The sequence below is a fragment of the Sinorhizobium fredii NGR234 genome (assembly GCF_000018545.1).
Classification (GTDB): domain Bacteria; phylum Pseudomonadota; class Alphaproteobacteria; order Rhizobiales; family Rhizobiaceae; genus Sinorhizobium; species Sinorhizobium fredii_A.
In genome coordinates, this window is sequence record NC_012587.1 from 130,023 (window position 1) to 154,363 (window position 24,341).

Here is a 24,341-nt window from a genome sequence, read left to right on the forward strand (position 1 = left end):
GCGCCAGCCTGCGGGCCGATCCTGCCTCTTCGGAGTCACCGTCGGGCCGCATGTCAGCGTCGCAGGAGTGAATCTTCTCCAAGGATCAAGTTCGAGAGATTGCATGCCCGAGATTGATCGCGACCCGGCAAGCCGCCCCGATCCCGATGCCCTGCTGGCGCTGGCCGAAAAGGGCGGGCGAGGGAAGCTGACGGTATTCCTCGGCGCCGCCCCCGGCGTCGGAAAGACCTACGCCATGCTGATGCGGGCGCAGCGCCTCAAGGAAGAGGGCGCCGATATCGTCATCGGACTTGTCGAGACGCATGGGCGCAGCGAAACCGCGGCGCTGCTCGAAGGGCTCGAGGTCTTGCCGCGCCGCGAAGTGGCGCATGGCGGCCGTACCCTCCACGAATTCGATCTCGATGCCGCATTGGCGCGCCATCCGCGGATCATTGTCGTCGATGAACTCGCCCACACGAATTTCGGCGAAAGCCGTCACCCCAAGCGCTATCAGGACATCGAGGAACTGGTGGATGCCGGCATCGATGTCTGGACGGCGCTCAACATCCAGCATCTTGAAAGCCTGTCGGACATCGTCGCCCAGATTGCCGGCGTGCCCGTACGCGAGCGCATTCCCGACACGGTGCTGAACCGTGCCGACGAGGTGCTGCTGGTGGACCTGCCGCCGGCCGAACTGATCGACCGGCTGAAGGAAGGCAAGGTTTACCTGCCCGACAGTGCCAAGCGGGCGGTGGACAACTTCTTCCGGCTCGGCAATCTGACGGCGCTGCGCGAGTTGGCGCTGAGGCGCACCGCCGACCGGGTCGACGACCAGATGGTCGACTACCTCAAGCAGAACGCCATAGAGGGTCCCTGGCCGGCCAGCGAAAGGCTTCTCGTCTGCATCGGCCCGGACCCGCTCTCGGAAAAGGTGGTGAGGACGGCGAGCCGGCTGGCCTCTGGCCTCAATGCCGATTGGATCGTCGTTTCCGTCGAGCGCGCGGATCGCGAGGCGGCCGACGGCGAGGCGATGCGCCAGCTCGACGAGACCTTCCGTCTCGCCGAGCAATTGGGCGCCGAAACGCGCCGCATCATCGGCAGCGATTTCGTCGAGGAGATCCTGAAGCTTGCGAGGCGCGAGAACGCGACGCAAATCGTCATCGGCGCGCGGCGGCACCGGTTCCCGCTGAACCTGTTCCGCGCCTCCTTGCCCGACGCGTTGGCCAAGCGCGTGTCGGGAATCGGCATCCATCTCGTCACAGGCAAGATCGAGCCGGTCGCCAGGACGCGCCGGAGAAGCAAGCAGCTGCTGCCGGAGGGATTGGAGCGAGCGCTCGCCATAGCCGGTGGCACCGTCGGGCTCGCGACGGTGCTCGGCCTGCTGATCGAGCAGTTCATTATCCTGCAGAATATTTCGCTTCTCTATCTGCTCGCGGTGCTTGCTTCGGCGGTTTACGCCGGCTACTTCGCGGCCCTGGCGGCGGCGCTGTTTTCCGTTGTCGCTTACAATTTCTTCTTCATCGAGCCGGTCAACACGTTCACCGTGGCCGAGCCGCACGAGGTTTTCGCTCTTTTCGTCTTCCTGGCGGCCGCGGCGCTCGCCGGCGGCCTTGCCTCGCGCATTCGCGAACAGGCGAAGACCGCAAGAAACAGGGCGACGGCAACCCAGGCACTCTATGATTTTTCCCGCAAGCTTTCCGGCACCGCCAATGCCGACGACGTGCTGTGGGCGGCCGTCACCCAGATGCAATCGACGCTGAGGCGCAACGCTGTCATGTTGCTGCCCGAGGATGGAGATATCGCCTTGCGCGCGGCCTGGCCGCCGGACACCGAACTGACCGTCAGCGACATGATCGCGGCGCGCTGGGCTTTCGAGAAGAAGGAGGCGGCCGGCAATGATACCGGCACGCTGCCGAACAGCCCGTTTCAGTTCAGGCCGCTGATGAGCCCGCAGGGTGTCGTCGGGGTTTGCGGCTTTTTGCAGGAGGACAGTCCTCTCGAGATCAATGAGGAGCGGGCTCTTGCCGCGATCCTCGACCAGACCGCGATCGCCGTCGACCGGGCACGGCTGTCGCGCGAAAGCCTCGATCAGGCTGCCCAGCTCGAGGGCGAGAAATTCCGTGCCGCGCTTCTTTCGTCGCTCTCCCACGACCTCACGACGCCTTTGGCGACAATTGGCAGCGCCGTGATCAGTCTTCGCCAGCTTGGCGAAGGAACGCCGAAGGATGCCCGGGAGGACCTTCTGAAGTCGATCGAGGAGGAAAGCGGCAGGCTGACACGCTTCGTCACCAACCTGCTCGACATGAACCGGATCGAGGCCGGTACGATCAATGCCCGGCGTGATCGGGTCGATGTGGCGGAGGTGGTGCATGATGCCGTGGAACGGGCCCGGAAATATTTCCCCGGCCGCGTCTTCGAGACCAGCATCGCCTTGGGCCTGCCGGCGATGCGCGGCGACGGCGTGCTGCTTGGCCAGGTCCTCTTCAATCTGCTCGACAATGCGAATCGGTTCGGCGGCGACGAACCCGTCAGCATCTATGCCCGACGCGAGGGCGATGAGGTCGTGCTGTCGGTGACGGACCTCGGCAAGGGCATCGCGCCCGCCGATCTCGAGCACGTCTTCGACAAGTTCTTCCGCAAGGGAAAACCGGATGGCCGCTCGCTCGGCACGGGCCTCGGCCTTACGATCAGCAGGAGCTTCGTCGAGGCGATGGGCGGGCGGATCAAAGCGGAGAGCCCGGCGCTGCGCCGCCGCGGCACGCGGATTTCCATGCGCTTCCCGGCGGCCGAGGCGGAGCTCTCGAACTGAGGCGAGGTCGATATGGCCTTTGCCGCGAAGTTGTTTTATGACGGACTGCAATCATAAATTTGCAGGGGGCCGGGTTCCAAAAAGATGAATGTCGCTTCGGATGGCGGGGAGCCTGGCGGGCCGGGCGCGGATCGGCGCCCCATCGCGGCGCGCGACAGCGGCTTCGCACGCCGCTTGACGGCGCTGCTCCTCAAGACGCCGATCACCCCGAACGAGATTTCGCTGCTGAGCGTCGGCTTCGCCGCGATCGGCGCCGCGGCCCTCCTCTATGCGACGCGCTGGCCCTTTCTTTATCTCGTCGCCGTCGCCGGCATTCAGTTGCGCCTCCTCTGCAACCTCCTAGACGGGATGGTGGCGGTCGAGGGCGGCCGGGGCTCGCCGGTCGGGGCGCTCTACAACGAGTTTCCCGATCGTGTCGCCGACACGCTGCTGATCGTGGCGCTCGGCTATGCCGCCGGCGCCGGCTGGCTCGGCTGGGCGGGTGCCCTTGCCGCGGCCCTGACGGCCTATGTGCGCGTCTTCGGCGGTTCGCTCGGCCAGGCCCAGGTTTTTCGCGGTCCCATGGCCAAGCAGCATCGCATGGCGCTGATGAGCCTTGCCTGCCTGCTGGCGCTCGGCGAGGCCCTGCTGACCTCGGAACGCTTCGTACTCTACACCGCCGGATGGATCATCCTGGCCGGGTCGCTCATCACCTGCTGGACCCGCACCCGGGCGATCGTCTCGCGCATCCCGGGAGCCGCAAAGCCGTGATCGATCTGCTGTTAATCGGCCTCACCCGGTTCATCGTCGGCGGGCAGGCGCTCTGGATCGGCGCCTCGCCGGAGACGCGCCAGCGCATCTATTTTGCCAACCACGCCAGCCATCTCGACACGCTGCTGATCTGGTCGGCCCTGCCGCGGCCGCTGCGCGGCACAACCCATCCGATCGCGGCCTCGGACTATTGGGGCAGGGGCAAGGTCCGCCGCCATATCGCGCTGAAGGTCCTGAATGCCGTGCTTGTCGACCGTGTCACCCATGGCCCGCCCGGGGCGGCGCTCGCCCCATTGCGCGGCGTGCTGGCCGAGGGCGAGTCGCTCGTTCTCTTTCCCGAAGGCACGCGCGGCAACGAACGCTTGCCAGGGCCGTTCAAGAGCGGCCTCTACTGGCTGGCGCAGGAATTCCCGGAGGTCGAATTGATCCCGACCTATCTCGACAATCCGTCGCGCGCCTTCCCGAAGGGAACCTTCCTGCCGGTGCCGATCAGCTGCACGGTTCGCTTCGGCGCGCCGCTCCCGAGGCGGCCGGGAGAAGAGAAGGAGGCGTTCCTCGAACGCGCCCGCGCCGCCGTCGGTGCGTTGGCGTCGGATCCGGCTTTATGAGGCTGCCATGTCGTTGACCGACAAGCTATTCATTCTCTTCGGCGGAATTTGCGCCCTGCTCGGCATCGCCTCGGCGATCGGCTTTGTGCTGTCGCGCCAGGTGACCTCCGAGAACGGCCGGGCGACGGTCGACAATCTCAACGCCCGCATCAAGGCCTGGTGGGTGATGGTGGCGATCTTCGCGGTGAGTTTCGGCCTCGGCCGCGGCGTCACCGTGGTGCTTTTCGCGCTGACCTCGTTCTATACGCTGCGCGAATTCGTCTCGCTGACGCCGACGCGCGGCGCCGATCACCTGCCTCTGGTCGCCGCCTTCTACCTGCTGCTGCCGCTTCAGTACTGGCTGATCTGGACCGACTGGTACGCGCTCTTCACGATCCTGATCCCCGTCTATGGCTTCCTTCTGCTTCCGAGCCTTGCGGCGCTGAAGGGCGACGCCGGTGAGTTTCTGCTCCGGGTGTCGCGCATCCAATGGGGCCTGATGCTGACGGTCTACTGCATCAGCCACGCGCCGGCGCTGCTGACGCTCGACATCCCCGGCCGCCCACGCGAGGGTTTTCTGCTGCTCTTCTTCCTGATCACCGTCGCGCAGTTCAGCGACGTGATGCAATACGTCTTCGGCAAGCTGTTCGGTCGAACGAAGGTGGCGCCGGTCATCAGCCCCTCGAAGACCGTCGAAGGCCTAATCGGCGGCGGCCCGCCGTTGCCGCCGGGGCCGGCCTCTGGTGGATCACCCCGTTCACGCCGCTTGAAGCCGCCGCCATGGCGCTCGCCATCGTCGCCATGGGCTTCCTCGGCGGCCTATCGCTCTCGGCCGTCAAGCGCTCGATGGGCGTGAAGGACTGGGGCACGATGATATCAGGCCACGGCGGCGTGCTCGACCGCATGGATTCGCTGAGCTTCGCGGCACCGGTGTTTTTTCACCTGACGCGGTATTTTTATACGTGAGGGCGGGTCGCCATCCGAGCATGCCGACTTCCTCGTGCTCAACCTCGTCGCGGCTTAATAGTCGAGGAATGGATCGGAGTTGGCAGTCAAGCGCCGCCCCGCGCCTAGGTATCCCACCCCCACGTAACGTTTGCTAAAAACTCCAGCGCTTGGCCTTCAAGAAACCCTCGAAAGTCGTGCACGCGATGCCGTTCGCAAACGTTCGGAATTTTTGCGGAGTTTGGCTTGAAACGTTCCTGCGTAACTACCGTGCCACTGCAGACCTTCGCGGCGGCAATCAGAAAAGGGTCTGCAACCGGCTGGCCGGTCATTTGCGCTTTAGAAGAGATCAATTGTTGAAAGTGAGGAAGTGCAAAAATTTGCCCGACGAATGCTGCTTCCGCTGGTGCGGGAGGCTTGAATATTCCAGAATTATGCTTCGCCCACGCTATCACATTTGTCTCGGGGCAGGCTTCAAGTTCGCGTAGCACTTCGCGAACAGACACCACGCTACCGCTATCCACCTCTGCCTGGAATAGCTTCCAGAAGGTCGGAAATATGTCGTTGTAATACCGTTCAAGCTCACGAAGGCTGCTAGTGTCCACGATATAAATCATGCGGCCATCCCGCGCAGGAACCGGCTCTCCAACTCGTCAACCTGCTTGGGCTTTACGCCTATGAACTCGGCGGCTTCATCTACGTTGATCTGGCGGCGGCCATAGCGAGCGAACACCTCGCTCATAAGCCGTTCGCTGAGATAGGCGCCCTTCGTAGAATAGAAGCTGCCGCCAGAGCTTCCCTTGTGGATCTTCTGGCCGTCCCACTCGCGCTTGCGCTTCTCGTAGAACGCTTGACTGACGCGGTCCGCATCGCGAAACCGCCGCAGAATAACCTCACGGCTGACGCGATAGCGCGCAGCTAGTGCGGCAAAGGCATCTGACGGCAGGGCCTCGACGTTTTGCGGAAGTCCGGACACCTGCGCGGCGAAATCATCAGGAGGAACTAAAATATCGGCAGCGATCTGATTACAGAAACGCTCTATCCTCTGCTCTGCCGGAGACAACCGATTTAGGGGCGCTTCATCGAAAGTGCTTATCGCGCGCCTACCCATCAGGACGTGAGCGAGTTCGTGTAGCAAACTGAAAATTTGCCGGGTCTTCGTAGTGCTGTTGTTGATCACCACTATCGGTAATTCGGAATGTTCTAAGCAGAATCCCGATATTTCACTTTGCTTGAAGGTGTCCTTGAATACGAAAACGCCTCTAGCTTCGACGGCTTTGCGCCAAATCTTCAACGCTTCATCACCATCTGGGGCACCCCATTCGCGGGCACCGGGTGCGGGAACACCAAGTGAAGCGCGCACCACTGCGGCTTGCCGCGCGCTGGGCCTTGAAGCGTCGATTTCCACTTGTTTCCACAGCGGTTCGGCTGTAGGCGAACTCCCACCAAATAGCTCGATAAGAGACGCCTGATAGGCGCGCGCGCGTCGGATCAGCAACACGGTGTCGCGGCGCAGATTGCGGAGGTCGGAATCAGGCAAAGCGCGGAATTCAGCTTCTGGCCTGGGTTCCTTAGGGGGTGACGGCAGGAAAAAAATCGCCAGTGGTCGTTTGTAAAGCTCATATGCAAGCTTCTCTAGCTGTGCATACGAGGGCGCATCAGTCCCGGACTCCCAAGCGTCGATCTCTTCGACCGACTTCTTGAGGCGCCCGGCCACTTCTTCAGTTGAAAGGTGTGCCGATTCCCGCGCCCATTTTAGGAGCGCCGGTTGAATGCCGGGCAATGATGCCGCCTTACCCATGCCTACGTTCTTCCATCCGTCTCGACATTTGAACCTATCTCGCACTTCTTCAAACGCCAAGATGAACGCTCATGCCTAATGATGGCAGGCGAGGCTTACCGGAGGCTGTGTTGCTCTCGCAACACCCCACACAGAAAGAAGTTCCCACGGGCCAACCGTTGTCGACGGTACAGACATGACCAAAGACGCATTCGCGGAGGAAAAGAAAAGCCGACTTTCCCCTACGGCGACTACGTGGCCGAATTGTTTCGATTATCGATTTTCTTCGAGGTTTTTGGTGCCGCTTACGTGCATTGAAGCGTTCTATATCTCGAAATCGCGGCATCTCATCCAACATCATCGGCATTGAAAGCAAACGCGTTTCTTGTCTTATGGGCTCTCACGCTCTATCGTGCGCAGTTAGGCCATACCAAATCTAGGGGTGGACCAAAAGGTGGATAGAAAATGGCGCGCCCTCTCAACAAACTGACTGCTGTTGCCGTTAAGAACGCGTCGGCCGGTAAGCATTCGGATGGCGGAGGACTCTGGCTGCACAAGCGCGAGGACGGCGGGTCGCAATGGATATTGCGCGTGAACGTCCATGGACGACGACGCGAAATGGGGCTTGGTTCTGCCTCGGACGTTTCGCTGAAGGAGGCCCGGGAAGCCGCTGAGCGCTGGCGGGCTCTGGTGAGAAGCGGTCTGGACCCGATCAAAGAGCGCCAGCGCCAGCGGCGAGAGGCGGCGCGCAACCTTCATTGTCTTGATGACATCGCGCGTGATGCTTTTGAGAGCCGAAAGGCCGAGCTGAAGGGCGATGGAATTGCAGGCCGTTGGTTCAGTCCGCTAGAAATCCACGTCCTTCCTAAGCTCGGAAAAGTGCCCGTTGTCGACATTGATCAGACTGACATCCGCGACGTGCTTGCGCCCATCTGGCATAGCAAAGCGGAGACCGCACGAAAGGCACTAAATCGACTGGCCATCTGCTTGAAGCACGCTGCGGCTCTGGGGCTAGATGTTGACTTGCAGGCGACGGATAAGGCGCGCGCGCTCCTCGGCAAGCAAAGGCATAAAATCGAAAATATTCCGGCTATGCCTTGGCAGGACGTCCCGGGTTTTTTCGCTTCCCTCTCGGATGGCAGCGTTACCCACCTCGCCCTGCGTTTACTCATCCTGACCGGCGTCAGGTCTGGCCCTCTTCGTTTCTTGCGAGATGAGCAGATCAACGGCGACGTTTGGACCATACCCGGTGAGGCCATGAAGGGTCGGAAGGGAGCAACAGCCGATTTCCGCGTTCCTCTGTCGGATGCTGCCCTCGCGGTGGTAGAGCAGGCCCGCCAGCACGCACGGGATGGGTTCCTCTTCCCCAGTCTCCGGAAAGGCGTGATTTCCGACGCCACCATGTCGCGGCTTATGGAGCGCGCTGGCATGGAAGCTCGTCCTCACGGATTTCGATCGAGCTTGCGCGACTGGATTGCCGAGGCCACAGATACGCCCCATGACATAGCGGAGACAACGCTCGGTCACATAGTCGGCGGTGCGGTCGAACGAGCATACCGGCGGACAGACTTCCTTGAGCAGCGCCGGCAACTGATGGCGCGGTGGGCGCGCCATGTAACGGGGCAGAGCGGTCAGGTGATTACGTTGGCAAAGAGGAACCACAGTGAACCGTGAGTTTGACAAGGCTATGGAGGCTTGGAGGCTTCCGGACGAACTGTCGGTCGTAGACGCCGCGATTTTGATAACCGGCAACGATCCGTCCGCGGAACATGAAGTTTATGACCACAAAATGCGTAGGGCGTTTCTGGAGCAGGTCACGACCGGCCACAGGGGCTTTGAAGCCGCATTCAGCGCGCTCAGGAGCGCAATTCTTGCGAACAAGCTCCAGGCGAGGGTGGTATTCTCGGTCGATGTAGAGCGGGCAGAACTGAGAGCGGTGGTTCGAGGCAGCCGGCAAATATCCGAACTGAGCGGGCAGCTTCTGTCGCATTGCGCGGATGCGGTATCCTTGCAATGGGAGCCAGACTGGAAACAGACCACGGTCGAAGTCAAGGAACTGAGGCGGTGGCTCGAGTCACGCAACCACCGCCCACCGTTTTTCTTTCCGACAACTGAAACACAGCCAGAACCAAGACCGAAGGTGAGGGATTTCATGGATCGAACTCACCTCCGCTATTCCGCCAAGTTGGCGTGCGCGGTGGCCGCATGGGAAGCGCTGGCTGACCTGCCAAAAAGTAAGGCGGTCAAGGATGCTATTTGCGACTGGGTCGCTGAGCACGGCGAGAGATACGCGAAGCCTGGCGATAGAAACGGTTTCGGCGCCGCCGGGAAAGTGACCGGAAGCGCCCTTGATCAAATAGCGAGCGTGGTGAACTGGAAGCCGCAGGGTGGAGCGCCCCGAACAGGGGGGGAGGTTTCAGGCAAATCAGGCCAGGTTCCGAATAGCGGCGTCGGCCCGGCACGACAGGATCAGAAAATGCAGCCGCTCGACGACGAGGGGGGTGAAGAACCTCCCTTCTTGTAACGCATTGATTACACCGGTTTTTCCTAGAGAAATCGAGGGAAGGTAAGCAGGAGACCCAGAACCTCTCCCCCGGTAAAGTGAAGCTACCTACCTATTCTTTTCGTCTTCGGTTCAGCAGCCTTCATCTCGTCTCAATCAAATCCGAGGTGAAGCAAATGCAACTCACAGACCCTCTCCTCACCGTACGCGAAAGCGCCGAGGTCTTGCAGATCAGCGTCCCGACCTTCTGGCGTCGGGTCGCTGACGGAACCGTCCCCCGGCCGGTGAAAATAGGCGCTCTCTCCCGCTGGCCTTATTCGGAAATCATTGCCGTCATCGAGCGCGCCAAGAACTCCCGCTCCGATGTTGCATAGGGGAAAGCCGATGCCATCGCAAAAGAAAGACCCGGTTGCGCGGACAGGCGCAAACCGGGTCGCAAGCACAGCTCACGCCAGCGTCAAAACCAGCTCCCCTGAGCCAACTGAAAGGTTGTCCGACAGTCTATCCGCGCTCATCCATCTCCGCTTTAGGTTCCAGGGGCGCATATGAGCAAGGTTTTCCTAACGATACGGCGCCTCCCCGATGGCGCGCCCCATACAATGCGCGGACGGCCTGCCTGGGCGCTTGAGCTTCTAATCGACGCGGGAAGCGCAGGGTGCACTCCAATCACTGATCCAGGGCCTCGCTGGAGCTCCTACGTGCATATCCTGCGGAAGAGGTCAGGGCTGGTAATCGATACGCTTCGTGAGACTCATGACGGCCAATTTCCGGGCACGCACGCTCGTTATGTACTGCGCTCGCCAGTCGAGGTCCTCCGGAGCTGGAGGGATGTCAAATGACCTATGCGACGGATCTGTTTGCCGACGATATGCTAATGCAAGCAGTCACTCCCGAAGCGAAAGCACGTAAGGTGTGGGCCCCCGCACCAGAGAACCGGCGGAAGCTGCAATGACAAACATCAACCTTCGTGACCACAGCCACACATCGGGCCGGGCGGAAAAGAAGCCAAGATGGTTGACGCAGTTTATCGGGCATCGATTGGAAATGCTGCTAAGTCCTGCATGGCAGGATGCACCACGGCCTCTTGCTAGACTGATAGAGCGACTGGAAATCGAGCATCTTCGGCACGGCGGGCAAAACAACGGAGAGCTCTACGTTTCATATGCGCAGTTCGCCGCCTACGGCATATCGAAGAGGGTCATATGCAGAACACTGAAGCTGGGCGAGGACTTGGGTTTGATAGAAGTGATTCGTGGCGAAGGCATCATCAGAGGCGACATTCGGCCCGAGAATGCATACCGGCTAACTTTCGTGCCGGCGAAAAACAGAAAATCTCCAACGGACGAATGGAAGCAAATTTCGAAAGCGCGTGCAAAAGACCTTGTGACGGCCTATCGAGCAGACGAGAAGCGGGCGACAAACACAGCGCGGCGGGCGGCTGCATGAAAACAGCTTCCCAGTACCCGTTCCTGCGCTCTGTCGGTGGCCCTTCCTGCATGAAAGCGGGGCCCCCTCGGTTCCCTTTCCCGCACTCTCTCGGTGCCCATTCCGCTACTATCTTATATATTTTGGGTGGGGGGTGTAATGGCTAGCCAGGGCAATAGCATTGAAGGGCATCTTCTCAGCAACGAAGACAAGTGCGAGCTGGTGCCGTTTCCGCTTAGCAAACGCATCGGCAAAATCAGGGGCGTTGCGGCTAAGCTGCTGGACCGCAAATCGGAACGCCATGCTGAGTACTATCAGCAGCAAGTGACCGAGGCGTTGGTCGGGCAGTTGCGGAAAATCGGTCTTCCGCAACGTCTCCAGGATAAAGAAATCCGTGAATTCTGGTCTGGCGTCGAGCAAGAGATGAAGCGCACGCCCCCTTCACCCCCGCATATCGAACCATCTCGATAACGCCGACGAGTCTCCCGCTCGTTCATCGGTTTGGAGAGCCGAACGTGCTGCGACGGCTATGCCCCCACTGGCTTTGATCGGTGACGCGAGTGACGCAGGGGGCGACGATGCTAAGCCCGAGAGGCGCCCCACCTACACCGTGCTTTTCCGATAACGTCAATCAAAAGGCACGGGCTGTGGCAAAGGAACCAGGTCCTTCTTGCGGGTGCCGCAGAGTGCGCAAGCATGCAAGTAAGGTAGGAATACTACGAATGACGGGAAATGGTCTCACCGTGAGACATTTTTGCGCGGTGCGGGATAGCAACTTCTCGGGCGAGCAGCAGTTCTTGGCTCACATCATCATATGGAAATACAGCCGCGAGCATTCCTTCGCTAGAAGAGCAACTGGCCAAAAGAGAGCGAGTGACACTGCTGCAGCTATTTATCGCCCCAGTCGGTGTCCGCTTTTCTCCAATAATTCGCGGCCCTGCCTACGATTAAAATCGAGCTGATCTTCGTCGGGTCGTGGAATGAATTGCCGAGATATCAAATCGTTGTTGTGTTTAATCCACCAATCACAAATACGCGGTGGCAAGAAAACTAAAATCAAAATCAACACTGGGATGTAGAGAAGGAGATAAAACCCCTCGAACATGTCGTGCATAAAAGTGCCCCAATAGAGTTTGTGCCGCGTCAGCGGCTCAGCGACGCCTCCGAACCTGACGACTTGTCTGCCAGGCCGACTCTCGCCGTGGTGTGAAAATGTCTCGCCGTGAGACACTTTTTCTAGGCGGCAGATTGGCGCGTTTCTGCCGCGCAGGGATCAGCTTTGGTCCTTGGCCTTGCGATCCTGTAGAGCGTCGTACGCCCTCTGTGTAGCCGCCTCAATTTCGTCCTCTCGCATAAGAGGCTTTCGCACGAGAGTTTCGCGCGCCGTGCTGATTTCCATTTCCAGTTCCGCCTTAATGCGGTGGAACTCCTTCGCTCTTTCGTAGATGTTCCTGATTCCTCGAACACGCCACTTCGCTATGGCCTCCGGACTATCCCAGTCCGGGTCGTATTCAGGCTCCACCGACATCTCAGCCTCCCATTTGCACGGCGCATTCATTGGCGCGCTTTGTCGCCAAGTTCATCAGTTCTGGAACGTCCTGAATTTTGCCCGTCAACGGCTTGAATGCTAAGAACGATGTGCTGGTAGACCATACAATCGCTGCATCCAAGGTGTCCGACATGCACTGGCAGTACTGAGTTCTTTTTTCGGTCGTTAGCTGAGCGGTGTAGTCATTTTTTGTAAGGCACGAAGTCTTCACGCCGTCATGTGCTTCGGTGATTTCAGAAATGGCCAACCCCGAAATCACGAACATGAAACCCAGCATAAAAATCGAATAGCGTACAAGTAGACCCGGAACGCTTTTCCCGCCCTTCACGACGAAGTACCCGATGGCGGCGGGAATCAGGATGGCCCCCAATCCCTCGCCCCAGCTTTGCTGAATGGCGGCACAGGCTATTAAGCCGAAAAAGACCGCCGAGACATAAACAAGCCAATGACGCCTAAGGCTCGTCGGCTGGCTCACTAGCACGAAAGGCGCCAGCTTCTCGTTCATACCGTTCACCACTCCATTCGCTTAAGTGTCTTTGGCCCGAGCCGTGGAAGCATCGACCAGTTCGAAATTACTGCCAAACTCCTAATCAGAGATCAACAGTCCGTCGATTACCGCGCCGTCAATAGTGCTTCGTCTCGACATGGATGCACGGCAAATCATGGGCTGGAATCTTCGACTGCTAAGGGTTGAGCGAGGGCTATCTCAGGAGCGGCTCGCGTTTGAAGCTAGAATCGACCGCGCCTATGTGGGGCGCGTCGAGCGAGGGATGGAAAACGTCACGATTGCGACTATAGAAGCCTTGGCTCGTGCGCTTGAGGTGCCTGTCGCAGCGCTTTTTTCACAACCTGATCGCAATGCTTCCCAACCGAAGCCGTTGCGGTCAGGTAGGAAGCCGAAAAGCAGTAAACAGTAAGCGCCAGGGGGCAACCTTGGAGAGCTCTCACCTTCTCGGCTACTGCACGACATATCGGCCTAAGCCGGGAGGTCACCTAGTAAGAAAATGTCTCGTCGCGAGACATTTTCCATGTTTGCGTGGGGCGTCACAGTCGGATCCAGGCTTCGCGGACAACGTCTTGTCCCTCAACAACGTATGCGCCGCTTACATCCCATTGATATTGCGTGTTTAAAGCTGGCTTGAGGCAGCGTTGCTGCCACCAGGTTGCGTTGTTCCGTCGGCCTTCGAGTGTCACCTATTCGCCGCGGAGTTCATTTCCGCTTTTCAGCGCCAATGTATTCGATGATCATCGTTTCAGAAATCTGCAACTCCAGTTTGCCTGCCCCCAAGACGTATGGCATGGTCCGCTCGGGGGCGGTAAGAAGCATTGGGTGGGGCATTGTCGGTAAATTTCGACCATCTGAAATCGCTGAGTCCCGAACTACAGCGTCTGGGCACGCTTGCTGAACGCTTCTTTGCAGATGACGCCAATACCTCGCTGATCAAGAGCCGTCAGTTCGGCGAATACATGGTCAAGGAGATCGCCGCGCTCTCCGGTGTCTATGATCCCGCTGCCCGTGAGACGACGCACGATCTGCTTCGGCGGCTCGCGACCCAGCAGATCCTGCCGCGCGAGGTGGCCGACATCTTCCACGCCGTGCGCAAGAGCGGCAACGAGGCGACCCACAATCTGGCAGGGTCACCGACCGAGGCGCTGGCCGCCCTCAAGTTCTGCCGGGCGCTGGGCGTCTGGTATCGCCGCACCTACGGACGCGATCCGAACTTCAGACCAGGCCCCTTCGTCCCTCCCAAGGCCTCCGCCGATATCGATCAGGCAACGCAGGCAGAACTGGCCACGCTTCGTCGGCAGGTTCGGGAAGCCGAGGCGCAGCTCGCGGCCGCCCATTCCTCGGCGGATGAACTCGCCAAGGCCCGTGCCGCAGCCGATGAACTCGCCCGCCAGGCTGCCGCTGACAACGCGGTCTGGGAACAGACGGCCGTCGAGATGGAGGCCAATCAGGCCGAGCTTTCCCGCAAGCTCGCGGAGCTGCAGAAGGCGGCGCAGGCCCAGCCGCAACAATTGCAGATGGAGTTCAAGCAGGCAGGCCTTCAGGCCGCGAGCCGGTTGGAACTCGACGAGCGGCAGACCCGCCGCTTGATCGACGCCCAACTGGTAGATGCAGGCTGGGAGGCCGACAGCGATCGTCTGAGTTATCAACTGGGCGCGCGCCCGGAAGAAGGCCGGAACCTTGCTATCGCCGAGTGGCCGGCAGCCGGTGGACGTGCTGACTATGGGCTGTTCATTGGCTTGACGTGCGTCGGTATCATCGAGGCAAAGCGCGAGAGCGTTGACGTGCCTTCCACGCTCCAGCAGGCCGAGCGCTACGCACGCACCATAGCGCTGCCGCCGGAGAACAGCCATCCGGGCGGCCTATGGAATCATGGTCTCGCCGACCCGTTCCGCGTTCCCTTCGTCTTCACCACGAATGGCCGCCCTTTCGTCCGCCAGTGGCAGACCAAATCAGGTATCTGGTTCTGCGATCTGCGTCGCGACACGAACCACCCCCGACCTCTGACAACCTGGTTTTCGCCGAAGGATCTTCTCGACATCCTCGCGACCGATCTCGACGCCGCAGCCCAAGGTCTCGCCGAGGACAGTTTCGGCAAGGGCAGGATGCGACCCTACCAAGAGGACGCAATCGCTGCGATTGAGAATGCGGTCGTCGCCGGCCAACGCGATATTCTCGTGTCGATGGCGACAGGGACGGGCAAGACGCGCACCAGCATCGCCCTGATGTACCGCCTGCTGAAGCATAAGCGCTTCCGCCGTATCCTCTTCCTGGTAGATCGAAAGGCACTCGGCAAGCAGACAAGCGACGCCTTGGAAACGACCGAGATCGAGGGCATGCTGAACTTCGCCCAGATCTACAAGGTTGCCGGGTTGGAGAAGAAGGTTCCGGAGGACGAGGATCAGGTGCAGGTCGCCACCGTCCAGTCCCTGATCGCCCGCATCCTCAACGAACCTGACCCGGCCAAGCGTCCGACGCCTGGCACCTTCGATTGCATTATCGTCGATGAAGCTCATCGCGGCTACACGCTGGACGCAGAACTACGCGAAAGCGATGTCGGCTTCCGCAATCTGGATGACTACCAGTCAGCCTATCGCCAGATCCTCGATTACTTCGATGCCGTGAAGGTGGCGTTGACGGCAACACCCGCGCTTCATACCCGGGAGATCTTTGGCCATCCGGTCTTTCACTATGGCTACCGCCAAGCTGTCGTCGAAGGTTATCTCAACGATCACCTGCCACCGAAGCGAATCACCACAGCACTCTCCGAAGCCGGCATCCATTTCGAGGGTGGCGAGGAGGTCGAGATCATCGATCGCACGACCGGGCAGATCGATCTGTTCGAACTCCCGGATGAAGTTTCGCTCGACTACGACGTCGCCGATTTCAACAAGCGGGTCTATTCGGAGGCCTTCAATCGCATGGTCTGCCGGGCGATCGCTACGGAAATTCCGCCAAGCAAGCCAGGCAAGACGCTGATCTTCGCCGCCCGCGACGCCCATGCGGATGATCTCGTCCGTCTGCTAGTCGAGGAGTTGCAGGAGGAGTATGGCAACGACGCTGTGCCGCACGGCATGGTGATGAAGATCACTGGCAATGTCGACAAGGCTGACGACCTGATCCTGAAGTTCAAGAACGATCCACATCCGAAATACGTCGTTACCGTCGATCTTCTGACCACAGGCATTGATGTGCCGACCATCTGCAATCTGGTCTTTGTGCGCAGGGTCAAAAGCCGCATTCTCTATGACCAGATGATCGGCCGAGCCACGCGGCTTTGCCCGGAGATCGGCAAGGAACATTTCCGCATCTTCGATGCCGTCGATCTCTACGCCGAACTGCAGGAGATGACGGACATGCGCCCCGTCGTCGTCAAGCCGGATATCTCGCTCGGCCAGCTTGTCACCGACCTGGACAAGGCAGAGACGGAGGAAGACAAGAGTTGGGTCGCGGGCCAGGTGATCGTCCGCATGCGCGCCATGGCAAACCGCATGGATGCTGAAACCCGGGAGAGTTTCGAGCGCCACACGGGAGAGACGCCGGAAAACGCGGTGCAGCGTCTTGCCACCCTTTCCGGTTCCGAACTGCAGGATTGGCTAAAATCCCATCCGCGCGTGATCGAACTTCTGGAGCGCCGCCCGATCCGGACTGGAAGCGGCAACGACGGTGTGGTCATCTCCACCCATGAAGACGAGTTGCTGCGCATCGAGGAAATCTTTGGCAAGAACACCACGCCGGAGGATTACATCACCGGCTTCGAGCGCTTCATCCGGGAGAATATGAACCAGGTCCCGGCGCTGATTGCCGTCACCCAACGACCGCGTGATCTGACGCGCAAGGAACTGTCGGAACTGGCAGGCCTGCTGGACGAGAAGAACTATTCCGAAGCTATGCTGCGCGCCGCCTATGGCAAGGTCCGCAATGCCGATATCGCCGCCCATATCATCGGCTTCGTCCGCCAGGCAGCGATCGGCGATCCGCTCATCCCCTATGCCACGCGTGTGGAAAACGCGATTGGGAAGATCGAGGCCTCGCGCCCCTGGACCCAGAAACAGAAGGAATGGCTGCGCCGCATTGGCCGTGCGCTGAAGGACAAGCCGGTGGCCGATCCGACGCTGCTTGACCAGGGCGTCTTTGCGGACAAGGGCGGCTTCAAGCGCATCTCCCAGGAATTCGATGGCGAGCTGGATGATGTCCTGCACGCCTTCAACGAGGCGATCTGGGCGCCGCCCGCCGCCTGAGTTGACCGGAGGCCCACGCTGGTTACAAACGTCAACACCGATCCTTGATCCGAAAAGAATGTTGCCATGAATGCCAATGCCATCGTCCAGAAACTCTGGCGTCTCTGCACCGTCCTCCGCAAGGACGGCATCACCTACCAGCAATATGTCACTGAGCTGACCTATCTGCTGTTCCTCAAGATGATGGCCGAGCGCAATCGCGAATCGGGCAGCCTGCCGGAGACCATGCGCTGGGAAGATCTCGTCCAGGCGAATGGCCTTGCCAAACTAGAACTCTACCGCAGGACGCTGGTGACCCTGGGCACCGTCAGCACACGCCTCGGCAAGGACGACGCCCTCGTCCTGCCTCCGGGCGACAATGCGACGCCGGATGAACGGAAGCGGTATGTCGATGCCCGCCCACTGCCGGATATGGTGCAGGAAATCTTCGACAACGCCTCTACCTTCATCCGGGAACCGCAGAACTTGACGACGCTGGTGACTGCCATCGACGAGCTCGACTGGTTTTCCGAGGAGCGCGATCAGTTCGGCGATCTCTATGAGGGCCTGCTGCAGAAGAACGCGGAGGAGACCAAGCGCGGTGCCGGACAGTATTTCACACCACGCGTGTTGATCCGAGTGTTGGTCCGCCTCATGCAGCCGCAGCCCGGCGAGGTGATCCAGGATCCCGCAGGCGGCACCGGCGGCTTTCTGATCGCGGCCGATCACTACATGCGCGCCCGCACCGACAATTATTTCGATCTTGGCGAGAAGGAGCAAGAATTCCAGAAGCGCCACGCTTTCCACGGCATGGAAAATGTGCCGGGCACGCTGCGCCTGCTCTTGATGAACCTCTACCTGCACGACATCGACAGCGACCATGTCGATCTCGGCGACACGCTGTCGGACAAGGGCAAGGGACTTGGCCGCGCGAACCTCATCCTCACCAATCCGCCCTTCGGCCCAGCAGGCGGTGCGCCGACACGCGATGATCTGTCGGTTACTGCCACTGTCTCCTCCTATCAGCTTCCTTTTGTCGAGCATTGCATTCGCGCGCTCAAGCCCGGAGGACGCGCGGCCATTGTCGTGCCGGACAATGTCCTGTTCGAAGACGGGCGTGGCAGGCAGCTCCGCCAGATGATGATGGACTGGTGCGACCTGCACACCATTCTGCGCCTGCCGACTGGCATTTTCTATGCACAAGGGGTGAAGACCAATGTCATCTTCCTGACGCGCGGCAAGACGGAGACCGGCAACACCAAGGCCACGTGGATTTATGACCTGCGCGCCCAGATGCCGAAATTCGGCAAGACCACGCCGCTGACGGAAGCCCATTTCGAAGGCTTCGAGAAGGCCTTTGGCACGAGCCCCTATGGCAAGGAGCGTGTGAAGGATGAAGGCGAGGTCGGACGCTGGCGCGAGTTTAGGCGCGAAGAGATCGCCGCTCGTGGAGACAATCTCGACATTGCCTGGCTGCGCGAGGCAGACGACGAGGCGGAAGATGGGCTGACCGAACCAGAAGATATCGCCGCAGCCATTCTCGGCCATCTGCAAGCCGCGACGCTGGAGATTGAGGCGCTGATGGCGGAGCTTGGCGACGAGCTGTCCGAGGCCGCAGAATGAGTGAGTTGCCGAGGGGGTGGTGTGTCACCACAATCCAAGAAATAGCCGATGTGGGGACTGGCGCTACACCAAAACGCGGAACAAGAGCATTCTACGAATCTGGGACTATCCCATGGATTACAAGCGGTGCAGTAAGCCAAAGGCAAATTACTTACGCTGATGAGTTTATCACCGAGGCTGCTATTCGTTCGACTAACTGCAAGGTCTTCCCAACCGGTACAATCTTGGTTGCTATGTATGGAGAAGGAAAGACGCGAGGCTCGGTGGCAAGGTTGGCCATTGACGCGGCAACCAATCAAGCTCTTGCAGCGATCGTCCTTCCCAATGACGACATAGTATCCAGCGAATTCTTGATGAATTTTCTTACGTCTCAATACTCGCAGCTGCGCGGATTAGCAGCGGGTGGAGTTCAGCCGAATCTAAACCTACAATTGATTCGATCTACCAGTTTCCCCCTCCCGCCCCTGGCCGAGCAAAAGCGCATCGTGGCCAAGCTGGATGCGCTGAGCGCGAAATCCGCCCGCGCCCGCACCGAACTCGCTCGCATCGAAACCCTCGTCTACCGCTACAAGCAGGCGGTACTCGGCAAGGCGTTCAGCGGGGAGTTGACGGTGGATTTCAGACTGAGCCGTCGTCACCTGCAGAGCGAGGCCAAGGCAGGCTCTATCCATGGAGAGGAAGGTGTCGAACGAAAGCTAAAGGTTAGAGGAACGACGGATGTCATGAAAGGCATTCAGTTATCGCCTCTACCGGAGAGCTGGAACTGGGTCAAAAACCACAGGTTAGCCCAGAATCGCGCCAACGCGATTTGCGCCGGACCCTTCGGTACAATTTTCAAAGCGAAGGACTTTAGAGACAAAGGCATTCCGATCATATTCCTACGCCACGTTGCTGCCGGGGAGTATCGTACTCATAAGCCAGGCTTCATGGACAAGAAGGTTTGGCAGGAATTGCATCAGCCTTATTCGGTGTTCGGCGGGGAACTGCTCGTGACGAAACTGGGAGATCCGCCCGGTGTTGCTTGCATTTTCCCTGCTGGCGTCGGCACCGCGATGGTGACGCCGGATGTGATGAAAATGAGCGTCGACGAAAACGCCAGCGTTCCAAAGTTTCTGATGTTCTATTTCAACTCACCGATAGCCAAGAACATAATTCACCAGCTCGCCTTTGGTTTGACGCGACTGAGAGTTGATTTGGCAATGTTTAAGACTTTTCCAGTGCCACATCCATCCCTCGAAGAACAACTCGAAATCGTCCGCCGCATCGAATCCGCCTTCGCCAAAATCGATCGGTTGGCGGCGGAAGCTAAGCGCGCGCTGGACCTTGTGGGCAAGCTGGATGAGGCGATCCTCGCCAAGGCCTTCCGCGGCGAACTGGTCCCCCAGGACGAAAACGACGAGCCCGCCGAAAATCTTCTGGAGCGCATCCGCGCCGAGCGCGCGGCGGCGCCGAAGGCGAAGCGTGGGCGGGGTAACGCTAAGGGCTAAGCGATGAGTTTTTTGAGAGAAGGGCCGATTACCCTGATCGCACGATTGGTTCGGTCAGAGGCTCTCACCAACGACGATTTGGTCCTGCAGAAGGCCAATCGCGTCGCTTTCGAGTTCGATGCTATTGACGCCAGGATGAGTGCCGACGAAGCGCTGGCTACCATAGCGGATAGAGCCGATCGCTCTCGCCTGGCTGTGCTGAAGATTTTGACGACCGCAGAGAAATTTCAATACCTTGCAGATATTGGGGACGTTCGCGATGGTCAGTGGTATCGGATCAACTTACTGCCGCGAGGGAAGAAGCCGGGACCTTTCGCTTGGGCGTCTTCACTCGGAGACGCTGGTTATGAAGAAATTGTGCCCTTTGTCCTGGACGAAATCCGTTATCTGTTCTCGGAAGTCGATAGCCCCCTGAGCCCAGTCGGGGCAGCAGTCGGAAATGAGCGGGCTCTAGCGCAGGCGATTGCAGAGGCCTGCAAGTTCCCAGAACGGGCAATCGGTAAAAGCCGCGCCGCGCGCAATCTCCTTAGCGGTGCGAATTCGCCTCACAAAATCGTCGTCCGAGATGTCGGGCAGGCGAGTTTCTGCAGCGCAATCGATCAGCACGGAAACGAACTATTTCATCTGGATGCTGGTTGGCCGATCTCGTACAACAAAAAGACCGCGGCTAGTAAACCCAGGCTAAAAGTTAGCGATGTCCCAGTGATCCTTTCTCACTGGGACTGGGATCATTTGCATGGCTATCACGCAATAGCGGGCCTTGCGGGTGGCATTTGGATTGTCCCGGTGCAGCGGCTTGGACCAGGCGCAAAGTTGGTTGCTGAGAAGCTTGCCACCAATAATCGCCTTCTGGGCGTGAGTTCCGCAAACGTATCGGCTGGCCCCCTGCGGCTGGGGCGCTGCAAGGGTAAAGCCGGCAATCTCAATCAGACTGGCCTATGCGTTCAAACTACCTTGCAATCGGGCAAGACGGTTCTTTTCATGGGTGATGCCGACTACGACCTAGTCCGGCCGAGATTGTCGACTCTGCCGGACTTTATCGTTGCCACCCACCACGGCGCCAAATTTAGAGGAAGTGTCGTCTCGCCACGTGGGGGCAGTGGCCGGTGTGTGGTTTCGGTTGGCAAAGGAAACGGCTATGGCCATCCGTCGGCTGCGGCTGTTATGTGCCACTCGGGCGCTGGCTGGTCAATGAGCTTCACGTGCGAGCGCAATGGTATTCCGCGCGGCAGCCGACACTTGGGACCCTAGCTGGACTTAAAGCCTTGCGCGAAGCAGCGGCGAAAATGTCTCGTCGCGAGACTTTTTACGTGGCCGCAAGTCGCCGCCTTGACTTCGCAGCTCCAGCTTTTGTCCTTGGCGTGGCATCTCAGCGCTGGTTGCCATCCTTGCTCCGTGGCTTTCGCTGTGAATACCGGATGCTGTCGAAAACGAATGCTCAGCTGTACCATCTATTAGGGAAGTTGGTGTAAGAAGCAACCAAGTGTATGGGGAGCTGGCGGAATGGCTTACTGGTGGGTATCACAAAACCAGAGACACCGTCAGGAGCGGGAGGTTAATCCTGATTTCGCCGATGCTATCCGTCAGTCAACTAGCCGCGGCAGGTGTCGTGTATTCCGCAAAGGTCCGAACTCTAGCTGACGCTCACCGTTCCAATCTAGCCCGCCACCGTCAGAGCGTTTTCGTTACTAACTAGCTGTAGATAGACTACTTAACAGGGAGGTTCAGTGCCGTGAGCCATCAAGTCCGTAAATCGAAGCGGGCGGTCGTCCTGTGACACCCGAAGAGATTTTCGAAGATGCGTTGGTCCCTAACACAAGGAGCGTGCTCGTACTTGGGAGCTTCGAACGCAGAGTCACGGTCTACTCCCAGCAGGTACGTGCGCTCAATCTCGTCGATGCTTTACTCTCACAGAATGTAGTTCGTGACGACGGCAAAATCGCTATCATCGGCGGAGGTGCTGCAGGAGTAACCGCGGCCGTAGCCTTATCCAAGGCGGCCCCTAACCTGAAGGCGCTCGACCTATTCGAGGCGCGAGCGGACATTCTGCAGCTTCAGAAAAACAGCACGCGCTATCTTCACCCTCACTTTTATGACTGGCCAAGCATCGGCTCGGACGAAGAAGATGCAGGCTTGCCGATTATGAATTGGACGGCCGGCCCGGCGGGCGACGTTGTAAGGGCCCTTTGGAACCAATTTGACGAGGCATGCAGAACAACGAGATTGAGCTTTTATCCGAACTCGACCGTTACTTCGCTGAAGCCAAGCTCAATAAGCACAGTTCGCGTGGTAACGACTGGGACTGCTATTTCGAGAATATATGATGTCGTTATCCTAGCTATTGGCTTCGGACTTGAAGCGTTCTTAGACGGCGACACCGACTCATATTGGAAGCCCAGCGCGCTGGCAGGCGCCATGCTCGTGCAGATGCAAGAGCCCAGCATCTTCATTTCCGGCAACGGCGATGGTGGTCTCGTCGACTTTCAGATGGCGGCCTTCAATGCGCTTGATCACCGCGCGATATGCCAGCTCATCACAAATCTTGATCTTGGCGACGCATTGACGGAGCTCCGCACAATTGAGGTTGAGGCCTGGGCGCCGGGCGCGAACGTCAATCTCATGGATGCGTACCGGATGAGGGTAAAGCCCCTGATCCCAGCCCCAGCCTGGGCCACGGTCGTCGAAGCGCTGAGAAACAATGTACGCATTCGTTTACACACAAATGAGGCACAGCTCCTCCGCAAGACAACCGCTCTGCACAATCGTCTCGCAACTTTCCTCATAATCGAGGCCGACCGAGACATTGAACGCAATGCTATCACAGTCACGACCGGCGTTGGCTTCACGGATGGCGTGGTACCGGCGACCGGGCCCATCTCTCTCGATGGGGAAGCCCCCTTTACGCCATATCGGCGCTTCCTTCGACTTGGCCCCGACAGTGCCCCGAACCTCGCGCCATTCGATGCCCTGCTTGCCACGTATCCTGGACGACTTTTGCCAAAGGCTTCTGCCACTAGACCCGAATCTCCGACCCTAACCGCCTCTGCAAGAGCACGTTTCGCGCGTTTTGCGCCAGCCGCGGCGCCAGCGCAGCTTCCAGAACAGGCAGCGGTTGGGCCTCGGATCTTACGCATTGTCTTGCAGCGCCAGGGGAGCAACATAACTTGGTCAGGCGACCTGGCTCCTACCGACATTGACACGCTATGGCGCGGAAACGACGGCCTGTCCGTTTATGTAGATGTAGCGGCTGCCGATTCCGACGGTCTGATCGCGGCCCTAGCTCGCCTGGGATGTCACGCGGCCAGTTTTCATCTGTATGCCCGGGACGCTCAGGGATGGCGAACGTCCATGACATCGCTTTGTGCTAGCCGTTCGCTTCCCGGGCCCGATATGGGCACCCGCTGCATCGTCAATGACTGGGAAGACCCGCCTGCAGTGGCGCAACGGGCGACGTCTCCGATAGCCGATCTTACTCGCATTGTTTCCGATAGATTGGACTTAGAAACCCTAAGTCAACTTCATGGCGCACTGTATGATGTACTGGGTCCGCCGAACGTGGAAATCGGATGGCTGATCGAGGCACGCCTTAAAGGGCAGTTGTGGGCCCGGTGGTTAAATTGGCACCCCGTCCTGCAAGCCGAATCTGCAACGCGTCGGCGTTTCATGCTGCTGTTAGTCACAGAACAAGACCATGACAATATTACTCCGGAGTTGCTCGTCAGAGTCGGGCCACGCAGCCTACGGCCGTTTCTGACCAAGCCAACGATTTTCGGACTTACTTTTGCTGTCTGCTCAGAGCACGCAGTGAGCCCGATTGCTGTTGCTCCCGGCAACATGGCTGGGGGTGGATTGACCGGTCATGCTTGTGGCGTTGGTTGGATTCAGGGTCGCGATCTGTCCGCAGGATTTGCGGCAGCCCAAGCCTGGACAACCGGTGTGGTGCTGCTCGCGCAATTGAGAGAGGCATTTCGACTTGCCGAAAGAGATGTCAGGTTCGACCATGCACCTGGCGATCAAGCGAAAGTGGGTGACGTGCTGCTAGATCAAGAGCCGTTAGTTATCCCCGCGGACGAGCTTTTTGTTATCGCGCTAGAGGCGGGCGAGCAGAGTATGCAGCAGCACCTTCGATCGGTGATCCAATGGCGCGCCACCACCAATCGAGCTAGCTTGGAGTAG

19 protein-coding genes and 1 pseudogene are annotated in these 24,341 nt (G+C 59.2%); 16 read left to right on the forward strand and 4 right to left on the reverse strand.

The annotated features are described in order from the left end of the window. Positions 1 to 103: 103 nt before the first annotated feature. The 4 genes and pseudogenes from NGR_RS11970 (at position 104) to NGR_RS11985 (ending at position 5,091) form a co-directional block, all read left to right on the forward strand. Positions 104 to 2,788, forward strand: coding sequence for a sensor histidine kinase (locus NGR_RS11970; protein WP_012706708.1), 2,685 nt, complete (start codon positions 104 to 106; stop codon positions 2,786 to 2,788). Positions 2,789 to 2,872: 84 nt separating this feature from the next. After that, the gene (locus NGR_RS11975) at positions 2,873 to 3,538 is read left to right on the forward strand and encodes a CDP-alcohol phosphatidyltransferase family protein (protein ID WP_012706709.1); all 666 of its coding nucleotides are present in this window, start codon (positions 2,873 to 2,875) and stop codon (positions 3,536 to 3,538) included. Further along, positions 3,535 to 4,146 (forward strand): lysophospholipid acyltransferase family protein, encoded by a 612-nt coding sequence (locus NGR_RS11980; RefSeq protein ID WP_012706710.1) that lies wholly within the window; start codon positions 3,535 to 3,537, stop codon positions 4,144 to 4,146. Before NGR_RS11975 ends, NGR_RS11980 begins: the two co-directional genes overlap by 4 nt. Positions 4,147 to 4,153: 7 nt before the next feature. Further along, a pseudogene (locus tag NGR_RS11985) lies at positions 4,154 to 5,091 on the forward strand (phosphatidate cytidylyltransferase). A gap of 104 nt (positions 5,092 to 5,195) precedes the next feature. On the opposite strand, the gene NGR_RS11990 reads toward NGR_RS11985, so the two are convergent. Both NGR_RS11990 and NGR_RS11995 read right to left on the reverse strand, forming a co-directional pair. Continuing rightward, positions 5,196 to 5,687 carry a PIN domain-containing protein gene (locus tag NGR_RS11990; RefSeq protein WP_012706712.1) on the reverse strand — a complete coding sequence of 164 codons (492 nt, stop codon included), beginning with the start codon at positions 5,685 to 5,687 and terminating at the stop codon, positions 5,196 to 5,198. Beyond that, the gene (locus NGR_RS11995; RefSeq protein WP_164924153.1) at positions 5,684 to 6,871 is read right to left on the reverse strand and encodes an XRE family transcriptional regulator; all 1,188 of its coding nucleotides are present in this window, start codon (positions 6,869 to 6,871) and stop codon (positions 5,684 to 5,686) included. Before NGR_RS11995 ends, NGR_RS11990 begins: the two co-directional genes overlap by 4 nt. Positions 6,872 to 7,315: 444 nt before the next feature. On the opposite strand from NGR_RS11995, the gene NGR_RS12000 reads away from it, so the two are divergent. From NGR_RS12000 to NGR_RS12020, 6 genes are all read left to right on the forward strand, one after another. After that, complete coding sequence (locus tag NGR_RS12000) at positions 7,316 to 8,524, forward strand: tyrosine-type recombinase/integrase (protein WP_012706714.1); 1,209 nt, start codon at positions 7,316 to 7,318, stop codon at positions 8,522 to 8,524. Beyond that, positions 8,514 to 9,374 (forward strand): hypothetical protein, encoded by an 861-nt coding sequence (locus NGR_RS12005; protein WP_012706715.1) that lies wholly within the window; start codon positions 8,514 to 8,516, stop codon positions 9,372 to 9,374. Before NGR_RS12000 ends, NGR_RS12005 begins: the two co-directional genes overlap by 11 nt. A 155-nt stretch (positions 9,375 to 9,529) precedes the next feature. Beyond that, positions 9,530 to 9,727: a helix-turn-helix transcriptional regulator gene (locus NGR_RS12010; RefSeq protein ID WP_012706716.1), complete on the forward strand. Its 198-nt coding sequence runs from the start codon at positions 9,530 to 9,532 to the stop codon at positions 9,725 to 9,727. A gap of 171 nt (positions 9,728 to 9,898) precedes the next feature. Continuing rightward, complete coding sequence (locus NGR_RS33095) at positions 9,899 to 10,192, forward strand: winged helix domain-containing protein (protein WP_012706717.1); 294 nt, start codon at positions 9,899 to 9,901, stop codon at positions 10,190 to 10,192. Positions 10,193 to 10,301: 109 nt separating this feature from the next. Continuing rightward, entirely contained in the window at positions 10,302 to 10,799 is a 498-nt protein-coding gene (locus NGR_RS12015) for a hypothetical protein (RefSeq protein ID WP_012706718.1), read from the forward strand. Between the two features lie 138 nt (positions 10,800 to 10,937). Next, positions 10,938 to 11,249 (forward strand): DUF6074 family protein, encoded by a 312-nt coding sequence (locus tag NGR_RS12020; RefSeq protein ID WP_164924154.1) that lies wholly within the window; start codon positions 10,938 to 10,940, stop codon positions 11,247 to 11,249. A gap of 802 nt (positions 11,250 to 12,051) precedes the next feature. Here the strand turns inward: NGR_RS12020 and NGR_RS12025 are convergent. Both NGR_RS12025 and NGR_RS12030 read right to left on the reverse strand, forming a co-directional pair. Continuing rightward, positions 12,052 to 12,306, reverse strand: a complete 255-nt coding sequence (locus NGR_RS12025) for a hypothetical protein (RefSeq protein ID WP_012706719.1) — start codon at positions 12,304 to 12,306, stop codon at positions 12,052 to 12,054. Position 12,307: 1 nt separating this feature from the next. After that, positions 12,308 to 12,832 carry a hypothetical protein gene (locus NGR_RS12030; protein ID WP_012706720.1) on the reverse strand — a complete coding sequence of 175 codons (525 nt, stop codon included), beginning with the start codon at positions 12,830 to 12,832 and terminating at the stop codon, positions 12,308 to 12,310. A 139-nt stretch (positions 12,833 to 12,971) separates the two neighbouring features. On the opposite strand from NGR_RS12030, the gene NGR_RS12035 reads away from it, so the two are divergent. The 6 genes from NGR_RS12035 to NGR_RS12060 all read left to right on the forward strand — a co-directional run bounded on the left by NGR_RS12035 (position 12,972) and on the right by NGR_RS12060 (position 24,341). Further along, complete coding sequence (locus NGR_RS12035; protein ID WP_164924155.1) at positions 12,972 to 13,244, forward strand: helix-turn-helix domain-containing protein; 273 nt, start codon at positions 12,972 to 12,974, stop codon at positions 13,242 to 13,244. Positions 13,245 to 13,665: 421 nt separating this feature from the next. After that, complete coding sequence (hsdR, locus tag NGR_RS12040) at positions 13,666 to 17,076, forward strand: type I restriction-modification system endonuclease (protein WP_164924156.1); 3,411 nt, start codon at positions 13,666 to 13,668, stop codon at positions 17,074 to 17,076. 66 nt (positions 17,077 to 17,142) lie between these two features. Beyond that, entirely contained in the window at positions 17,143 to 18,678 is a 1,536-nt protein-coding gene (locus tag NGR_RS12045; RefSeq protein WP_012706722.1) for an N-6 DNA methylase, read from the forward strand. Next, entirely contained in the window at positions 18,675 to 20,165 is a 1,491-nt protein-coding gene (locus NGR_RS12050; protein ID WP_012706723.1) for a restriction endonuclease subunit S, read from the forward strand. The genes NGR_RS12045 and NGR_RS12050 overlap by 4 nt, the downstream gene beginning before the upstream one ends. Positions 20,166 to 20,168: 3 nt before the next feature. Beyond that, positions 20,169 to 21,416, forward strand: coding sequence for a hypothetical protein (locus NGR_RS12055; RefSeq protein ID WP_012706724.1), 1,248 nt, complete (start codon positions 20,169 to 20,171; stop codon positions 21,414 to 21,416). Positions 21,417 to 21,938: 522 nt separating this feature from the next. Further along, positions 21,939 to 24,341: an ABC-three component system protein gene (locus tag NGR_RS12060; protein ID WP_012706725.1), complete on the forward strand. Its 2,403-nt coding sequence runs from the start codon at positions 21,939 to 21,941 to the stop codon at positions 24,339 to 24,341.

Bases quoted from the DNA above. Each gene is read 5' to 3' on its own strand.
- NGR_RS11970 (WP_012706708.1), top strand. From the start codon at position 104: ATGCCCGAGATTGATCGCGACCCGGCAAGCCGCCCCGATCCCGATGCC.
- NGR_RS11975 (WP_012706709.1), top strand. From the start codon at position 2,873: ATGAATGTCGCTTCGGATGGCGGGGAGCCTGGCGGGCCGGGCGCGGAT.
- NGR_RS11990 (WP_012706712.1), bottom strand. From the start codon at position 5,687: ATGATTTATATCGTGGACACTAGCAGCCTTCGTGAGCTTGAACGGTAT.
- NGR_RS11995 (WP_164924153.1), bottom strand. From the start codon at position 6,871: ATGGGTAAGGCGGCATCATTGCCCGGCATTCAACCGGCGCTCCTAAAA.
- NGR_RS12000 (WP_012706714.1), top strand. From the start codon at position 7,316: ATGGCGCGCCCTCTCAACAAACTGACTGCTGTTGCCGTTAAGAACGCG.
- NGR_RS12010 (WP_012706716.1), top strand. From the start codon at position 9,530: ATGCAACTCACAGACCCTCTCCTCACCGTACGCGAAAGCGCCGAGGTC.
- NGR_RS33095 (WP_012706717.1), top strand. From the start codon at position 9,899: ATGAGCAAGGTTTTCCTAACGATACGGCGCCTCCCCGATGGCGCGCCC.
- NGR_RS12015 (WP_012706718.1), top strand. From the start codon at position 10,302: ATGACAAACATCAACCTTCGTGACCACAGCCACACATCGGGCCGGGCG.
- NGR_RS12020 (WP_164924154.1), top strand. From the start codon at position 10,938: ATGGCTAGCCAGGGCAATAGCATTGAAGGGCATCTTCTCAGCAACGAA.
- NGR_RS12025 (WP_012706719.1), bottom strand. From the start codon at position 12,306: ATGTCGGTGGAGCCTGAATACGACCCGGACTGGGATAGTCCGGAGGCC.
- NGR_RS12030 (WP_012706720.1), bottom strand. From the start codon at position 12,832: ATGAACGAGAAGCTGGCGCCTTTCGTGCTAGTGAGCCAGCCGACGAGC.
- NGR_RS12035 (WP_164924155.1), top strand. From the start codon at position 12,972: ATGGATGCACGGCAAATCATGGGCTGGAATCTTCGACTGCTAAGGGTT.
- NGR_RS12045 (WP_012706722.1), top strand. From the start codon at position 17,143: ATGAATGCCAATGCCATCGTCCAGAAACTCTGGCGTCTCTGCACCGTC.
- NGR_RS12050 (WP_012706723.1), top strand. From the start codon at position 18,675: ATGAGTGAGTTGCCGAGGGGGTGGTGTGTCACCACAATCCAAGAAATA.
- NGR_RS12055 (WP_012706724.1), top strand. From the start codon at position 20,169: ATGAGTTTTTTGAGAGAAGGGCCGATTACCCTGATCGCACGATTGGTT.